Below are 15,315 nucleotides of genomic sequence, written 5' to 3' on the forward strand. Positions count from 1 at the left end.
TTCTTCAGCTTGAAAGTGTCTTCCAAATAAAATTCAAGATACCCACATTCAGGACAAACTGCAACACGAACCTTTCCGAGATTATCCTTGAATACGCCTTGCTTCGTGATTTTTAATCCATAAGCTCCGCCTTCGACCTTAACATCGTAGTTTTCTCTCATTTCACATTTGCAACGAATACACTTTCTCATTGTAATCTCCTCCCACAAATTCCGATTTTATGCTTTCTTAATTGGATGCCTAATTACAGTTTTCCATTTCTCTGGAGCAACCCTTCTCGCATCAGACATATAAATCTCGTGGTGCAATCTTTCTTTGTTAATATCGTTAACATACCCATTTTGTTCTAAATAAGTATCCATAAGAGCAACGGTTGCTGGCTCATCATCGAAAGAACCTATGTGCATAATTTGAACGCATAATCCTTCATCAATCGTAACATACTCTGCTGACGAACAATCGAGTTTTTTCTTTTTCGTTGCTGTTTCTACAGCCCAGTCAAAATCGGCTTTAGAAATGAAATCAGGCAAGCGAATAACAGAAATCCAGTTAAAAGCAGATTTATTTGTATAATCTACACCCTCGACATCATCCTGCCACCAAAAACCTTCCAATGGCGGAACAACATATTCAAAGAAGCCTTCTATTTTATAATCAGTCTTGTAACTCATTTTTAATGTGTATGCAACAGCATATAGAACACTGATTGCCTGCTGATATGCACCGCCTTCTTCATTCGGATTGCCTTTACCTCTGACCGCAATATAATTTGTTTTCGGAACCGTTACAATTGCAGGCTTATTCTTGGGCATATAAAACTCTTTGAATTCTTTCTTAAAATCGAATGCCATATTATCCTTCTCCTTCCATAACATCTATCCCACTGCCAAGTCTTCCCCTTAGTATCGAGTGGCTTAAACTGCGGTCGGCGCTGACAACAATCCCAGTGCCACAACCTAAGACATCTAATCCACTGCCTAAACCCTATCGCATTTTTCTGACTATCCACTTTTTCTTTAATTAGACCGAAAATTAGATATGTTTCCATACAAGAAAACCGAGCTTTCCGCAAGGCTCCTCTGATGATACCAACCGCGCAAAAAGACCGGAAGCAGGCCATTTTTCAGCCTTTATTTATCTTTCCTTGACAGCAAACAGACTGTCTCCACATGCGGAGTGCGGGGAAACATATCGACGGGGGTGACTTCGAGGGTTTGGTAGGCTTTTGTTTGGAGCACTTCCAAATCTCGGGCGAGGGTGGCGCTATCGCACGAAACATAAACTATTCTCTTTGGGTTCATTTTTTCGACGACATCAAACAGCTCTTTTTGACAGCCCTTGCGAGGTGGGTCAAGGATAACGACATCGGGAGTTATTCCTCGTTTTTCAAGCTCCTTTGCACCGTCGTAGGCATCACCGCAGAAAAATTCTGCATTTGTTATTCCGTTTTGTCGAGCGTTGATTTTTGCATTTTCAATAGCCTGCGGGATAATCTCAATACCGAAAATCTGCTTTGCCTTATCTGCCATTGAAAGACAGATTGTACCGACACCGCAGTAGAGGTCAACAACGGTTTCATTGCCTGTCAATCCTGCATATTCAGCAGCTTTGGTGTACAATTTTTCACATTGGTCGTGATTGATTTGATAAAATGATTCGGGCGAAATCACAAACTTTTTGCCAAGTAAAACATCTGTAACATTCGGTTCGCCGTAAATCAACTTTGTTTCGTTGCCGAGAATTACATTTGTATTTTCTCGATTAATATTCAAACAAATTGACCTAACGCCGTCATACTGCTTGAGAGAAGCGACAAGGTCGGTTTCGTTCGGCACACTCTTGCCGTTGATGACAAGGCAGACCATTGTTTCTGCCGTCATCGGTGCTCTGCGAATATAAATATGGCGGAGCAGTCCCCTGCCTGTTTGTTCATCATAAGATGTAACATTATTTGCACGCACCCATTTTGCGATTATATCGAGAATATCTTTGAAACTGCTATGCTGAAGTCGGCAATCTGCACACGGAATAATTCTATGACTTTTGTAAGCATAAAAGCCTGCCTGAAGTTCGCCGTTTGTGATACAAACAGGATATTGTGCCTTATTGCGATAATTATCAACCGTATCGGCACCGATAATCGGCTTAATCGGAGCATCAATATGACCTATTCTTTTAACGGCGTCTGCTACTCTGCCCTGCTTATATTGAAGTTCGGCATCATAGGTCATATTCCTGAACGAACAGCCTCCGCACTTGTCGGACACAGGACAATCGGACTCAATTCTGCATGGTGACGGATTGATAATTTCTTTTACAATACCTATTGCATAGTTCTTTTTGGCTTTAATAATATGAGCGACAATTTCATCACCCGTTACCGCACCACGAACAAAGACCGCCATACCGTCATAATGACCGACTGACGAGCCTTCGTTTGTCATATCTTCAATTTTTAATGTTATATCATCGTTTTTCTTAATACTCATAAATTAAGTTAAGGGCAGTATATAACCACCCTTATGCCTTCTATATATTTTTAATAATTTCTTCCATCTTGTCCATCTTACTGTCCATATCGGCAACAAGTTTGAACTGATTGCGTGCACGGTCAAGGTTATGTTCAGGATATTCTGTTCTGAAATAAACATCGCCGTTGATGTAGTCGGTCAAGAAACGCATACCGCATTCAAGAGTCATAAGTTTTGAAGCAAATGCAAGGTTGTCAATCTCTGCTTGATTGAAATACTCGCCTGCTTCGCCCAAAAAGCCCTCTGCATAAGCCTTGAAGTAATCCAAATCCATTTCTACCTTATCAAGATCGGTTTCGTCCTCGGCAGCAGTTGAAGCGCCAAAGCGGATTGAATCGCCAAAATCATAAAGTGCAAGACCCGGCATAACCGTGTCAAGATCGATAACGCAAATGCACTTGCAAGTGTCTTTGTCAAACATAACATTGTTGAGCTTTGTGTCGTTATGAGTTACACGGAGCGGAAGCTCGCCTCTCTCGGTCATTGCAGTAAGCTTGCCCATTTCATCGGCATACTTATTTACAAAATCAACTTCTGCCTTGCAAGTATCAAGTCTGCCCGAAGCATTCTTTTCAAGAGCAGGAACAAACTCGTTATTGTATCTCCACAAAGTATCGTGGAAGTGCGGAATTGTTTCTGTAAGTTCTTCCGCATTAAAATCGGACAAAAGTCTTTGGAACTTGCCGAAAGCCTCACCGCTTGATTTGAACATATCTGCATTTTCGGCAGTATTGAAGCTGACAGAATCACGAACAAAAATATATGCTCTGTAATATGTATCATCTTCTGTTGCTTTATAGAATTCGTCGCCGTCCTTTGTGTGGATATAGTGCAAGGTTTCTCTGTCAGGGTCACCGCCGTTTTCCTTAATAACAGAACGAAGATATGAAGTTACGGCAAAAACATTTTTCATAAGTTGCTCGATATTTTTGAAAACATTTGCATTGAGCTGTTGAAGAATGTATTTTTGTTCTTCTCCGTTGTTGTTGAAAGTCACAAGATAAGTCTTGTTGATGTGACCCGAACCGAATTCCTCTACATCAACAAAATCTCCCTTGAAGTCAAAACTGTCAATTACCTCTCTGATGTTTGCCATTATTTTATCTCCTCCATAATATATTTCTCCTATATATTATTTTTAATAATCACTAAATCTGTCTAATCAAATTCTTATCAATTCTTGCAGCCCAAGCGATATTGTATGAATGGTCGCCGACTCTTTCAAGGTCTTGAAGTGCCTTTGTGAATATAACACCCGATGAGGTGTGACACTTCTTTTCACGGAGTCGCTGAACATGATTATCCTGTGCCTGCAATGTGAGATAGTCGATTGTATCTTCAAGATAATGAAGTTGGTGTTCCTCGGCATCGGTCAAATGTTTGTTTGTGAAAGCACCGAGCGCACGGTCGAGAAGTTCAAGGTCAACCTCATAAATCTCCTTAAATTCTGCAATACCTCTATCCGATATTGCGTAATTTTCTTCCTTAGCGGTTGTGACTCTCCTCATAATATTTTGCGCATGGTCGCCTATTCTTTCAAGGTCAGTGATAACATGGAACATCTTACCGAGATATTCAGATACATCGCCGGTAATCTCTTTTGACGTAACGGTTATCATAAAGTCGGAAATATTATGATTAAGCCAATTTATAAGTTCTTCGTTTTCTTCGAGTTCACGCTGTTTGCTGTTATCCATAACAAGGAATCCCTCGCAGGCAATGACAAAATTATGTCTGACAAGTCTTGCCATACGCTCAACCTCACTACCGATTTGGAGAGCGGTTGAAATAGGATTATCGCTGATTTTCTTATCGATAAATTCAAAGCGAAGTCGAGTGTCGTGCTCTTTTGGTTTGATAATAACCTCGCTGAGTTTAACAACCCATTTGATGAACGGCAACATAACAAAGGCAGTAACCACCTTGAAAATGATGTGTGCAATGGCAACCTGCACCGAACCGTTATCCGACAAAGTCGTTATCCACTCGGCATACTGCGGGAATATGAGTGCAACAGGTGTGAATATCAGCATACCCACAAAGTCGAAAATAAAATAAATCACCGCTGCACGCTTGGCGTTTGTTTTTGCCCCGATAGCAGAAAGGAACAACGGCATAGCCGAGCCGACATTTATGCCGATAATAAGATAAATTGCAAATTTCATCGGCATAAGGCTTGCGCTTGTCATAGCCAAAGCCTGCAAAACACCGATTGATGCGCTTGAGCTTTGGAGAACCGAGCACATAATAAAGCCAATCAAAAGCCCCAAAAACGGGTTGTTTGCCTTTGTGATAAAGGTCTGGAATGCTGCGCTTGTTTTGAGCACACCCATAGCCTCAGGACCGCTCATATACTTCAAGCCAAAAAACAAAACGCCGAAGCCGAGAATGATTTGCCCAATAAACTTTTGCGTTTGTTTTTTGCTGAACAGAGCCATAACCGTTCCGATAAAAATACAAAACGGCGCAATGGCAGAAACATCAATAGCAATAAGAACAGCGGTGATTGTGGTGCCGATATTTGCACCGATAATAACCCCTGTTGCCTGTGCCAAATCCATAATGCCGGCATTAAGAAAGCCCATAAGCATAACGGTTGTGGCAGATGATGACTGAATAACAGCCGTTACCAAAACGCCGAGTAAAAATCCCTTAAATCTATTGCGAGTAAGTTTTTCAAGAAGCAATTTCATCTTTTTACCTGCGACTTGATTTAAGCCGTCGGACATATATTTCATTCCGAACAAAAACAAACCAAGGCCGCCGAGAAGGCTGATGATGTTAGTTATACCCATACATTTTCCTCTTACACAAAATTAGTCTATGTCTATAATATTTATATGCATATAAATTATCTTATAATATATAATAAATGTCAAGAAAATTTTACATTTATTTTACCGAAATCTTAAAATACGACTAAAAAAATGGCCTGCCCGACGAGATTCGAACTCGTGATCTTCCGAGTCGGAGTCGGATGCATTATCCAGCTGTGCTACGGGCAGGTGTTAAGTTTGGCTGAGTGAAAAAAGCAATGCTTTGGCACACCATATTCTATTATAATTATTAAAACTTTTTTGTCAAATAAAATTGGTATAATTTATGTATTGACATTTTTATACAAGTGTAATAAAATAAGGGCAAACGAAGGTTACATAATACAATATAAATAATGTAATAAATACTATGAGGTGGACTATGGCAGACAAACTTGCAGGATTTGTTCCTGACACAATGAACAATGACGAGTCTCTCCGTGAGCCTATCGTAAGACTTGGAAAGCTCATAACAGACAGATTGCCTGTTAAAATCGGCAAGGAAAAAATCACAAAGGAATCTCCTGAATACTGGGGACTTGCTCCGATATGCACAGACGAGATGGCAGAACTTGCACTTCTTATGGGCAAGAGAAAGCCGAGAACCTGGGCGGATATGAAAAAACTGTCCAAAAAAATGCCTAATATGACAGATGAAAAGCTTGAGCAATTGCTTCACGATTTGAGCAAAGTCGGTATTCTTGAATACAACTGGGAAAATCCACAGCACGAAAAGCAATGGGTGCTTCCTATGTATGTTCCGGGAAGTGCCGAATTCACAAATATGAGCGAAGATGTGCTTACCGAGCACCCCGAAATGGGCAGATTTTTTGAAAGAATGAGCCGTATTCCGCTTGAAAAAGTTACTCCGATGGTGCCTGAAGGCGGTGCGGGAATCGGTATGCATGTTATTCCTGTTGAAAAGGCTATTGACACACAAAATCAATCGCTTGACATTGAACATATTTCATATTGGCTTGACAAATATGACGGGAAATATGCGGCTTCCCCTTGTAGCTGTCGCCGTTCAAGAAAGACATATGACGAGGGCTGTGCAGACGACACAAACGACTGGTGCATTGCCGTGGGTGATATGGCAGACTATGTTGTTGAAACAAACAAGGGCGGAAGATACATAACCAAGGAGGAAGCACTTGAAATTCTCCAAAAAGCTGAGGACAACGGTTTTGTGCACCAAATCACAAACATTGACGGCGAAAACAAGATTTTTGCTATTTGCAACTGCAATGTAAATGTTTGCTACGCATTGCGTACATCACAGCTTTTCAACACGCCTAACCTTTCCAGAAGTGCATATGTTGCCGATGTAAACAAAGACAACTGCGTTGCTTGCGGAAGATGCGTTGAGCACTGTCCTGCCGGTGCACTCAAGCTTGGTCAAAAACTTTGCACATCACACGGTGAAGTTGAATATCCAAAACAAGAACTTCCTGATGAAACAAAATGGGGACCTGAAAAGTGGGAAGAAGAATACAGAGATAAGAACCGTATCAACACTCACGAATCGGGCACTGCTCCATGCAAAACAGCTTGTCCCGCACACATTGCGGTTCAGGGTTACATAAAAATGGCTGCTCAGGGCAGATACACAGACGCTCTTGCACTCATCAAAAAGGAAAACCCGTTCCCTGCCGTTTGCGGACGAATCTGCAACAAGAGATGCGAAGATGCCTGCACAAGAGGTACTGTTGACAGAGCCGTTGCCATTGACGACATCAAGAAATTCATTGCACAAAAGGATTTGGACGCCGAAACAAGATTTGTTCCGAAAAAAGTTGTTCCGAGCGTCAGAGGTCAATTTGACGAGAAAATTGCCATCATCGGTGCCGGTCCTTCAGGTCTTTCCTGTGCATATTATCTTGCTGAAAAAGGCTATGTAAATGTAACCGTATTTGAAAAGAACGAAGAAGCCGGCGGTATGCTACGCTACGGTATTCCAAACTACAAGCTTGAAAAAGATGTTATTTCTGCCGAAATTGACATCATCAAGGAGCTTGGTGTTGAAATCAAATGCGGTGTTGAGGTTGGCAAGAACATAACTCTTGACGAACTTCGCAATCAGGGCTACAAAGCATTCTACATTGCCGTAGGTGCACAAGGCGGCAGAAAAGCAGGCATTGAGGGCGAAGACGCAGAGGGTGTGTTCACAGCTGTTGAATTCCTCCACGAATGTGCCGCAACAGAAAAATTTGACCTCGGCAAAGATGTTGTAGTTGTCGGTGGCGGCAATGTTGCTATTGATGCTGCGAGAGTTGCAAGAAGATGCGGCGGCGAGAATGTTCAGATGTTCTGCCTTGAAGCAAGAAACGAAATGCCTGCGTCTGACTACGAAATTGAAGAAGCCGAAGAGAACGGAGTAAAGATTAATTGTTCTTGGGGTCCAAAGGAAATCATCAAGAAAAAAGGTAAAGTTAAGGCAATTGTATTCAAGAAGTGCGTTCAGGTTAAGGATGAACAAGGCAGATTTGCTCCTGTATATGACGAGGACGACACAATCACAGTTGAATGTGACAACGTTATTTTAAGTATAGGTCAAAGCATTGTTTGGGGCAATTTGCTTAACGGTGCCGCAACTATAATCAACAGAAACGGCACACTTCAGGCTGATGAAAAGACGCTTCAAACAGCACAAGAGGATATTTTTGTCGGCGGTGACGCATACACAGGTCCAAGCTTTGCTATTGATGCTATTGCGGCAGGTAAAGAAGCTGCAATTTCTATTCACAGATTTGTTCAGCCACATTCATCACTTACAATCGGCAGAAACCCAAGATACTATGTTGAGCTTGACAAGGACGACATTGTGCTTGAAAGCTACGACAATTCATCACGCCAAATTCCGCAGGCTACAAAGCAGGTTAAAGAACTCAGCTTCAGAGATGACGACAAATTCCTCACAGAAGAACAAGTTAAGACAGAAACTGCCCGTTGCCTCGGCTGCGGTGCAACAATCGTTGACAAAAACAGATGTGTCGGTTGCGGTATTTGCACAACAAAGTGTGAATTTGATGCAATTAAGATTGTCAGAGAACGCCCTAACTGCTCAAATATGGTTAAGGCAGAGGACAAGATGAAGAAGATTTTGCCGTATATGATTAAGCGTCAAATCAAAATCAAGAAAGCATCAAAGAACAAATAATTTTGAAAGCTTAGCGGCTCACTTACTTGAACCGTAAATATATTATTTATCAAAGGAGGATTACTCGTGTTTTTCCAAATTTATGGTGATACCTCTATATACCAACTTCTCGGTTGGGTGATGGTATTTGCCGCACTTGTGCTTCTCAACGAAGTTGCAAGGCGCTCAAAAGCAGGCGGAATTTTCTGTTTCTTCGTTGTTCAGGCTGTGCTCACAGTTTACTTTATTGCTCTTGCAATAGGTAACGCAAAAGGCGCCGATTGGGCAGTCAACAACCAAACGGTAGTGCAAATGGGCGGTTGGTTCCATTACGCCAAGTTGTATGCCGCAACAATCGGATGTATCGGATTTATGTTCATCAAGTACAAATGGGGCATTGGAAAAAAAGATTGGTTCAAGGTTTTCCCGTTTGTAATCGTTGCAATCAACATTCTTATTGCAGTTGCTTCTGACTTTGAATCAGCTATAAAGGGCTTCCAAGCAGGTTCAATCGCAGGTGGCTGGTGGTACTCAAACGAAGGTGTTTGGCTCTACGGCGGATGGTGGAACATCCTCAACGGTATTGCGGGTATCATCAATATTTTCTGTATGACAAGTTGGTGGGGTATATATTCATCAAAGGATCAAAAGGATATGCTTTGGCCTGATATGACATGGTGCTTTATCATTGCATACGACATTTGGAACTTTGCATATACATACAACAATCTTCCGCTTCACACTTGGTATTGCGGTGTTGCACTTCTTCTTGCTCCGACATTTGCAAACGCATTTTGGAACAAGGGCGGTTGGATTCAAAACAGAGCAAACACACTTGCACTTTGGTGTATGTTTGCACAAGTTTGCCCAACATTCCTCAATCAGAGTATCTTCACCGTTCTTCCGTCAATCTACGGTGCAAGAGGCGAAGAAATCAGAACAACAATCCAAAACGGTGTTATGGACGCAAACCTTGCACTCACACAGGCTGATGCAGACCCTAAAGCACAAGGCATCATCTCTGTACTTGCTATCGTTGCAAATGTAATCTGCATTATGGCAATCATCAAGAAGTCAAGACAAAAGCACATCAATCCTTACAAGCAGGATGTATTTACAGAACAGCACGACTTCAAGGAAGCTATGGCAAGAGCAGAAGAAGTTGCTTGATTCATAGTTTCTTACTAATTAACAAAAAACGCAGTGGATTTTTCATCTACTGCGTTTTATCTTTAGTATTCGGTTTTCGCATTGCAAATGCTGTTGCGTAGGTTGCTGTTGCGCCGTAGCAATCAAGCACGGCGGCACATTCGGAAAGGGTTGCGCCCGTTGTTTTTACATCATCGACAACAAGATAAGTTTTATTTGTCGGGTCAATGTTATCATTTATATCAAACGCAGCAAACACATTTGCTCGTCTTTGCCGTGCAGATTGATTTCGCTGAGGCGGATTTTCGTACGCTTTATAGAATGTGTCTTCAAGAGGAACTCCTAAAATCTTTGACAGTTCCTCGGCTATAAGCCTAGCCTGGTTATATCCCCTTGCCTTTTGCCTCTTTTCAGTAAGCGGAACATAGGTTATCGCATCAAAATTAATGTGTTTAAATTCTGTTTTAATCATTTTTGCAATTTCGACAGCCATTCCCTTTGATAATTCGGAATATTCCGAAAACTTCAATCTGTGAACAGCTTTTTTAATATTGCCGTCATAATAAAACGGAGCAACAAATTCTTCATATTCTGGCTTGTGATGTGACTTCTTGCATCTGCAATCCTTTTTCATAGCGCCACAGGTTGTGCAGATTTCGCCCTTGATTTTGGGAGCTTTTCGGCAATCATCACATCTGGCCTGCCCAAGCGGTACAACCTCACCGCAAATATCACAACGGCGAGTGAACACGCACCACGAAAATGCTTTGAGTAAATCTTTAATCATATCTACACCGTCAAATAAGGTGCAAGCTTTGCATATGTACTTTCACCTATACCGCTGATTTCCTTAATCTGCTCTACGCTTGTATATCCGCCGAGATACTCACGATATTCAATTATTGCGCTTGCCCTGCTTTCGCCAAGTCCGCTGATAGTGACAAGTTCATCAATAGTTGCCGTGTTGATGTTTAAAGGATAAGTTACATTTGTTTCCGTTTTATATTTTGCCGTTGTTTCTTCCTGTGATATGGAAGATTTTGCTTTTTCATCAACCGCCAAACTCTGTGAAGCGGATGTTTGAGGCAATGTTTCAACCTCCTTGTAAACACCCGGTGACGAAAGCGACACATAAACAATAATCCCCGCCATAACAAAGAGAGCAACGCCTATCATAAATAATGTTTGTGCTTTTGTGTTCATCTGCTTTTCTTTTTTCTGCCATAATCATTCGGCTTTTTACCGCCGAAATTTTGCTTGCTTCTATTATTCTTGTTGTTCCTATTGTTTTTGTTATTGCCCGAATTATTACGATTTTGATAATTCGGAGTTTGAGGGCGAACAAGACAATTTTGGTCTGTACCGATTAAATCAAAACGCTTTGCTTTTTTTAGTGCTTCCTCAACAAGAGCAAAATTCTTTGGGTTATAATATTGCAAGAGTGCTCTTTGGAGTGCCTTGTCGTGCGGATTTTTAGCCGAATAAACTTCCTCCATTGTGTACGGGTCAAGCCCCGTATAGAACATTGTGGTGGAAATTGTGCCCGGAGTAGGATAGAAGTCCTGAACTTGCTCAGGACGAATATGATTTTTCTTCAAGAAAAGTGCCAAATCAACAGCATCATTAAGGGTTGAACCCGGATGGCTCGACATAAGATACGGAACCAAATACTGCTCCTTATCAATCTCGCCCGTATACTGAAAATAACGCTTTGAAAATTCAATATAAGCCTCAATATGTGGCTTGCCCATTTTGTCAAGAACAGCGGCAGAACAATGTTCGGGAGCGACCTTGAGCTGACCCGATACATGGTATTTTACAAGTTCTCTGAAAAAGCTGTCGTCCTTATCCTGCAAAAGGTAATCGTATCTTATACCCGAACGAATAAACACTTTCTTGATGCCCGGAAGTTGACGGACACTGCGGAGAATATCAAGATATTCCTCGTGATTTGCAACAAGGTTTTTGCAAGGCTTTGGTGCAAGACATTTCTTGCCCTTACAAAGTCCGTGCTCCTCCTGAAACATACAAGACGGCTGACGGAAGTTAGCGGTAGGTCCGCCAATGTCGTGAATATACCCTTTAAAATTAGGCATATGAGTGAGTTTTTCAGCCTCAATCATAATGCTTTTTTTACTTCTTGTGGTTATGTATCTGCCCTGATGAAAAGCGATTGAGCAGAAATTGCAAGCACCGAAGCAACCACGGTTGTGAGTGATTGAAAACTCAACCTCTTGAATACCCGGAACACCGCCCTGTGCTTCATACATAGGATGATAAGCACGCATATACGGAAGTGAATAAACCCAATCGAGTTCCTTAGTTGTGAGCGGTGGCATCGGCTGATTTTGAACAACCATTTTTTTGCCGTGTTTCTGCTTAATAACCTTGCCTCTGATGTGGTCTTGCTCGTCTTGTTCAATCCTTGCAGCCTTTGCATATTCCTTTTTTGATGAGCAAACATTCTCAAACGACGGACATTCAACGCCGACATACGGGGTGTCCTTTGTGTCAACTGCGTATACCGTGCCGAGAATATCGTGCATTGTGTCAACGCTTTCACCGTTATTAAGTCGTTCTGCAATCTCAATGGTTTGATTTTCGCCCATACCGAAAATGAGCAAATCAGCCTTTGAATCAAGGAGAATTGACGGACGAACAGCGTCATCCCAATAATCATAATGTGCAAAACGGCGAAGTGATGCTTCAAGTCCGCCGATAATTACAGGCACATCAGGATAAAGCTGTTTTACAATATTTGAATAAACAATAACCGCTCTGTCAGGTCGCTTACCCATTTTACCGCCTGCTGTGTAGGCGTCAACCGAACGAGGCTTTTTTGCAACAGTGTAATGAGCAACCATTGAATCGATATTACCGCTTGAAATGAAATAACCCAAGCGAGGCTTGCCGAACTGTTCAAAATCCTTTGTTGTGCGCCAATCGGGTTGTGACAAAACAGCTACCTTGTAACCTTTTGCTTCGAGGACACGGGTGATTATTGACGCACCGAAAGAAGGATGGTCAACATAAGCGTCACCGGAAATATACACAAAATCCGGCTGTTCCCATCCTCTCTCGAACATATCCTTTTGATTTACGGGGAGAAATTTATTCATAGCTGTCCTCGTTTAAATCTTGATTATCTATTACTTCGTCAGAGCCGAATTCCAACTGCTCTGTATTGTCAGCCGTGAAATCGTGAGCAGGACCTTGTGCCTGAATTTGAATCCACTGCTGTTTTGTGATTAATATTTTTCTTGGTTTTGCACCCTCGGCAGGACCGATAATGTGCTTGTCCTCCATTTGGTCCATAATCTTTGAGCCTCTTGAATAGCCGACTCCGAGCTTACGCTGTAAGAAAGAAGTTGAAGCCTTGCCGTTTTCAAGAACGACATCGACCGCTTCGTCAAACAGAGGGTCGAGATTTTCACCCGAATCACCGCCGTCGGTAAACTTGTTTGAAGTTTTTTCCTGAACGGCTTTGCTCTCGATTTCCTTTTGGATTTCTTCGCTGTACTCGCTTTCGCCCTGATTTTTAATAAATTCGCAAAGCGCCTCAACTTCGTCATCGCTGATATAACAGCCTTGAACACGAAGCGGTTTGTTTGAACCGATAGGAGAATACAGCATATCACCCATACCGAGAAGTTTTTCCGCACCGCTGGAATCGAGAATTGTACGAGAGTCGATTGCGGAAGAAACAGTCAATGCGATACGAGATGAAATGTTTGCCTTGATAAGACCCGTGATGACATCAACAGACGGTCTTTGAGTTGCAATGACAAGGTGCATACCTGCGGCACGAGCCATCTGTGCAAGACGACAAATACTGTCCTCAACCTCTTTTGGAGCAGCCATCATAAGGTCGGCAAGCTCATCAATGCAAATGACAATCTTCGGCATAGGCTTCATATCCTCATGCTTTTCGACATAACGATTGTAGCCCTCAATATCACGCACGCCAGTGTCGCTGAACTTTTGATAACGCTCAAGCATTTCAGACACAGCCCATCCGAGTGCACCCGAAGCCTTGCGCGGGTCGGTGACAACCGGGACAAGAAGGTGCGGAATGTTCTCATATTTTGAAAATTCTACCTTTTTAGGGTCAATCATAAGGAACTTAACCTCATCGGGATTTGCCCTATAAAGAATAGAAACAATAATTGAGTTCATACAAACAGATTTACCCGAACCTGTTGTGCCGGCGATAAGCAAGTGAGGCATTTTTGCAATATCACAAAATACGGTTTTGCCTGCAATGTCCTTGCCGAGTCCTGCCGACAGAAGCGACTTTTGTGCATTGAAATCGGCAGAATCAATAACTTCACGCATAGAAACGCTGTTTTTAACGGTATTTGGAATTTCTATTCCGACAGCTGCTTTGCCCGGAATAGGAGCTTCAATACGAACGTTAACAGCCGCAAGATTAAGTGCAATATCATCCGAAAGATTTGTAATCTTACTGATACGAACACCCGAAGCGGGTTTCAATTCGTATCTTGTAACCGTCGGGCCTCTTGAAATATCGGTGATTTCTGCCTGAACACCAAAAGAAGCAAGAGTATCAACCAAAAGTTCTGCGTTGTTTTTAAGTTCGGCAGACACATCTTTTGCGGATTTATGTTTAACGGTTTTGAGAATGTCAACGCTCGGAAGCTTATATTCCTTAACTTCCTTTTGCATATCTTCTTCCGTAACCACAAATTCAGGGATAGGCTCTGCTTTTTCCTCAACAGGCTTTTCTGTTTTATCCTCGCTTGCGGTTTTGACAATATCGTCAATAGTCTTTTTCTTTGAATCCTGTCTGCCCTGCTTGTTCTTGCTTGTAGCCTGATTGATTTCGGCAATAAGCTTTGAATAATCATCGGCAGGTTCTTCCGTTTTCTCAACATCCTGTGAATTTTCAGCCTTTGACTTTGCCTTTTTCTTAGGCTTTTCTTCCTGAACAGGAGGTTCGTCATCAAGCGGAATATCAACATTGTTCATTCTGCGTCTTTCAAGACGTTCCTCGATATAAGGTGTTGCCTTTTCAACAACGGCACGAACAGGTTTTGTTGTGTTCTTGAAAAACTGATTAACCGTTACCTTTGAAAGAAGCATAATCACAACAATTATTAAAAGCAAATCAATTACAACGGCAGGAGCTTTGCCCATAGTCATAAAGAGCCATCCCAATGCCGCACCAAAAAAACCACCGTTAAAATTTAACGGAGCATCTGCAAACTCGCTTTTGCAAGTGTCAAGGAACGGAACGCCGACTTTCGCTTTTACAATATAAATAAACGCAGAAATAAAAAGCACAATCAAAATTATGCAAATAGGCTCTGCAATCATCTTTTTGCTTGATTTTGTTTTTTGAACAAGGAACGAATAAGTAAGGCTCAAAAGCGGAAAAACGATTGATGCCATCCATCCGAAAAGACCTATGTAAACATTGTGAACATCATTCCAGAAATTCTCACCCGGAATAACCGCAACAAAGAAAAACAAAACCGAAAATGCAAAAATAATTATGCTGACAATTCTGTTTTTGTTTGCCTGCGCTTCAAGATCCATAAGCCTCTGTTGCTCCTCAAATTCGGCAAGTGCCTTTTTTGAATGAGTGACAGGCTTTTTAGGGGTCGGCTTTTTATTCTGTTTTTGTTTAGAATTCTTACTGTTAGCCATAATTTACCTA

Annotated in this window: 11 protein-coding genes and 1 tRNA gene; 2 read left to right on the top strand and 10 right to left on the bottom strand. The window is 41.8% G+C overall.

Annotated features, from left to right (window positions below; genetic code table 11):
- The 6 genes from Q0E03_RS04900 to Q0E03_RS04925 form a co-directional block, all read right to left on the bottom strand.
- Nucleotides 1–191 (bottom strand): nucleic acid-binding protein (locus tag Q0E03_RS04900; RefSeq protein WP_297129945.1); only part of this gene is annotated, 191 nt, incomplete at its 3' end.
- A gap of 27 nt (nucleotides 192–218) precedes the next feature.
- The gene (locus tag Q0E03_RS04905; RefSeq protein WP_294835738.1) at nucleotides 219–851 is read right to left on the bottom strand and encodes a GyrI-like domain-containing protein; all 633 of its coding nucleotides are present in this window, start codon (nucleotides 849–851) and stop codon (nucleotides 219–221) included.
- Nucleotides 852–1,130: 279 nt separating this feature from the next.
- A complete protein-coding gene (gene rlmD, locus Q0E03_RS04910; RefSeq protein WP_297129947.1) occupies nucleotides 1,131–2,489 on the bottom strand; it encodes a 23S rRNA (uracil(1939)-C(5))-methyltransferase RlmD in 1,359 nt (452 codons plus the stop codon).
- A 40-nt stretch (nucleotides 2,490–2,529) separates the two neighbouring features.
- Nucleotides 2,530–3,627 carry a phosphotransferase enzyme family protein gene (locus Q0E03_RS04915; protein ID WP_297129949.1) on the bottom strand — a complete coding sequence of 366 codons (1,098 nt, stop codon included), beginning with the start codon at nucleotides 3,625–3,627 and terminating at the stop codon, nucleotides 2,530–2,532.
- Nucleotides 3,628–3,679: 52 nt separating this feature from the next.
- Nucleotides 3,680–5,326, bottom strand: coding sequence for a Na/Pi cotransporter family protein (locus Q0E03_RS04920; protein WP_297129952.1), 1,647 nt, complete (start codon nucleotides 5,324–5,326; stop codon nucleotides 3,680–3,682).
- A gap of 133 nt (nucleotides 5,327–5,459) precedes the next feature.
- Nucleotides 5,460–5,536 (bottom strand) — tRNA-Arg (locus tag Q0E03_RS04925).
- A 193-nt stretch (nucleotides 5,537–5,729) separates the two neighbouring features.
- Between Q0E03_RS04925 and Q0E03_RS04930 the strand changes: the two genes are divergently transcribed.
- Together Q0E03_RS04930 and Q0E03_RS04935 are read left to right on the top strand one after the other, a co-directional pair.
- Nucleotides 5,730–8,507, top strand: coding sequence for an FAD-dependent oxidoreductase (locus tag Q0E03_RS04930; RefSeq protein WP_297129954.1), 2,778 nt, complete (start codon nucleotides 5,730–5,732; stop codon nucleotides 8,505–8,507).
- 66 nt (nucleotides 8,508–8,573) lie between these two features.
- Entirely contained in the window at nucleotides 8,574–9,656 is a 1,083-nt protein-coding gene (locus tag Q0E03_RS04935) for a DUF5692 family protein (protein ID WP_297129956.1), read from the top strand.
- Between the two features lie 46 nt (nucleotides 9,657–9,702).
- Here Q0E03_RS04935 and Q0E03_RS04940 read toward each other — a convergent pair whose 3' ends face one another.
- From Q0E03_RS04940 to Q0E03_RS04955, 4 genes are read right to left on the bottom strand one after another with little or no spacing between them, the layout of a single operon-like run.
- The gene (locus tag Q0E03_RS04940; protein WP_297129958.1) at nucleotides 9,703–10,422 is read right to left on the bottom strand and encodes a ComF family protein; all 720 of its coding nucleotides are present in this window, start codon (nucleotides 10,420–10,422) and stop codon (nucleotides 9,703–9,705) included.
- Nucleotides 10,423–10,424: 2 nt separating this feature from the next.
- On the bottom strand, nucleotides 10,425–10,838 hold the full coding sequence (locus tag Q0E03_RS04945) for a helix-hairpin-helix domain-containing protein (RefSeq protein WP_297129960.1): 414 nt from the start codon (nucleotides 10,836–10,838) through the stop codon (nucleotides 10,425–10,427).
- Complete coding sequence (locus Q0E03_RS04950; protein WP_297129962.1) at nucleotides 10,835–12,754, bottom strand: YgiQ family radical SAM protein; 1,920 nt, start codon at nucleotides 12,752–12,754, stop codon at nucleotides 10,835–10,837. Before Q0E03_RS04950 ends, Q0E03_RS04945 begins: the two co-directional genes overlap by 4 nt.
- Nucleotides 12,747–15,305, bottom strand: coding sequence for a DNA translocase FtsK (locus tag Q0E03_RS04955; RefSeq protein ID WP_297129964.1), 2,559 nt, complete (start codon nucleotides 15,303–15,305; stop codon nucleotides 12,747–12,749). Before Q0E03_RS04955 ends, Q0E03_RS04950 begins: the two co-directional genes overlap by 8 nt.
- Nucleotides 15,306–15,315 lie beyond the last annotated feature (10 nt).

The organism is uncultured Eubacterium sp. (assembly GCF_934525195.1).
Taxonomy (GTDB): domain Bacteria; phylum Bacillota; class Clostridia; order Oscillospirales; family Acutalibacteraceae; genus Eubacterium_R.

Coding starts and splice junctions, on each gene's coding strand:
- Q0E03_RS04905 (WP_294835738.1), bottom strand. CDS start 851: ATGGCATTCGATTTTAAGAAAGAATTCAAAGAGTTTTATATGCCCAAG.
- rlmD (WP_297129947.1), bottom strand. CDS start 2,489: ATGAGTATTAAGAAAAACGATGATATAACATTAAAAATTGAAGATATG.
- Q0E03_RS04915 (WP_297129949.1), bottom strand. CDS start 3,627: ATGGCAAACATCAGAGAGGTAATTGACAGTTTTGACTTCAAGGGAGAT.
- Q0E03_RS04920 (WP_297129952.1), bottom strand. CDS start 5,326: ATGGGTATAACTAACATCATCAGCCTTCTCGGCGGCCTTGGTTTGTTT.
- Q0E03_RS04930 (WP_297129954.1), top strand. CDS start 5,730: ATGGCAGACAAACTTGCAGGATTTGTTCCTGACACAATGAACAATGAC.
- Q0E03_RS04940 (WP_297129958.1), bottom strand. CDS start 10,422: ATGATTAAAGATTTACTCAAAGCATTTTCGTGGTGCGTGTTCACTCGC.
- Q0E03_RS04945 (WP_297129960.1), bottom strand. CDS start 10,838: ATGAACACAAAAGCACAAACATTATTTATGATAGGCGTTGCTCTCTTT.
- Q0E03_RS04950 (WP_297129962.1), bottom strand. CDS start 12,754: ATGAATAAATTTCTCCCCGTAAATCAAAAGGATATGTTCGAGAGAGGA.
- Q0E03_RS04955 (WP_297129964.1), bottom strand. CDS start 15,305: ATGGCTAACAGTAAGAATTCTAAACAAAAACAGAATAAAAAGCCGACC.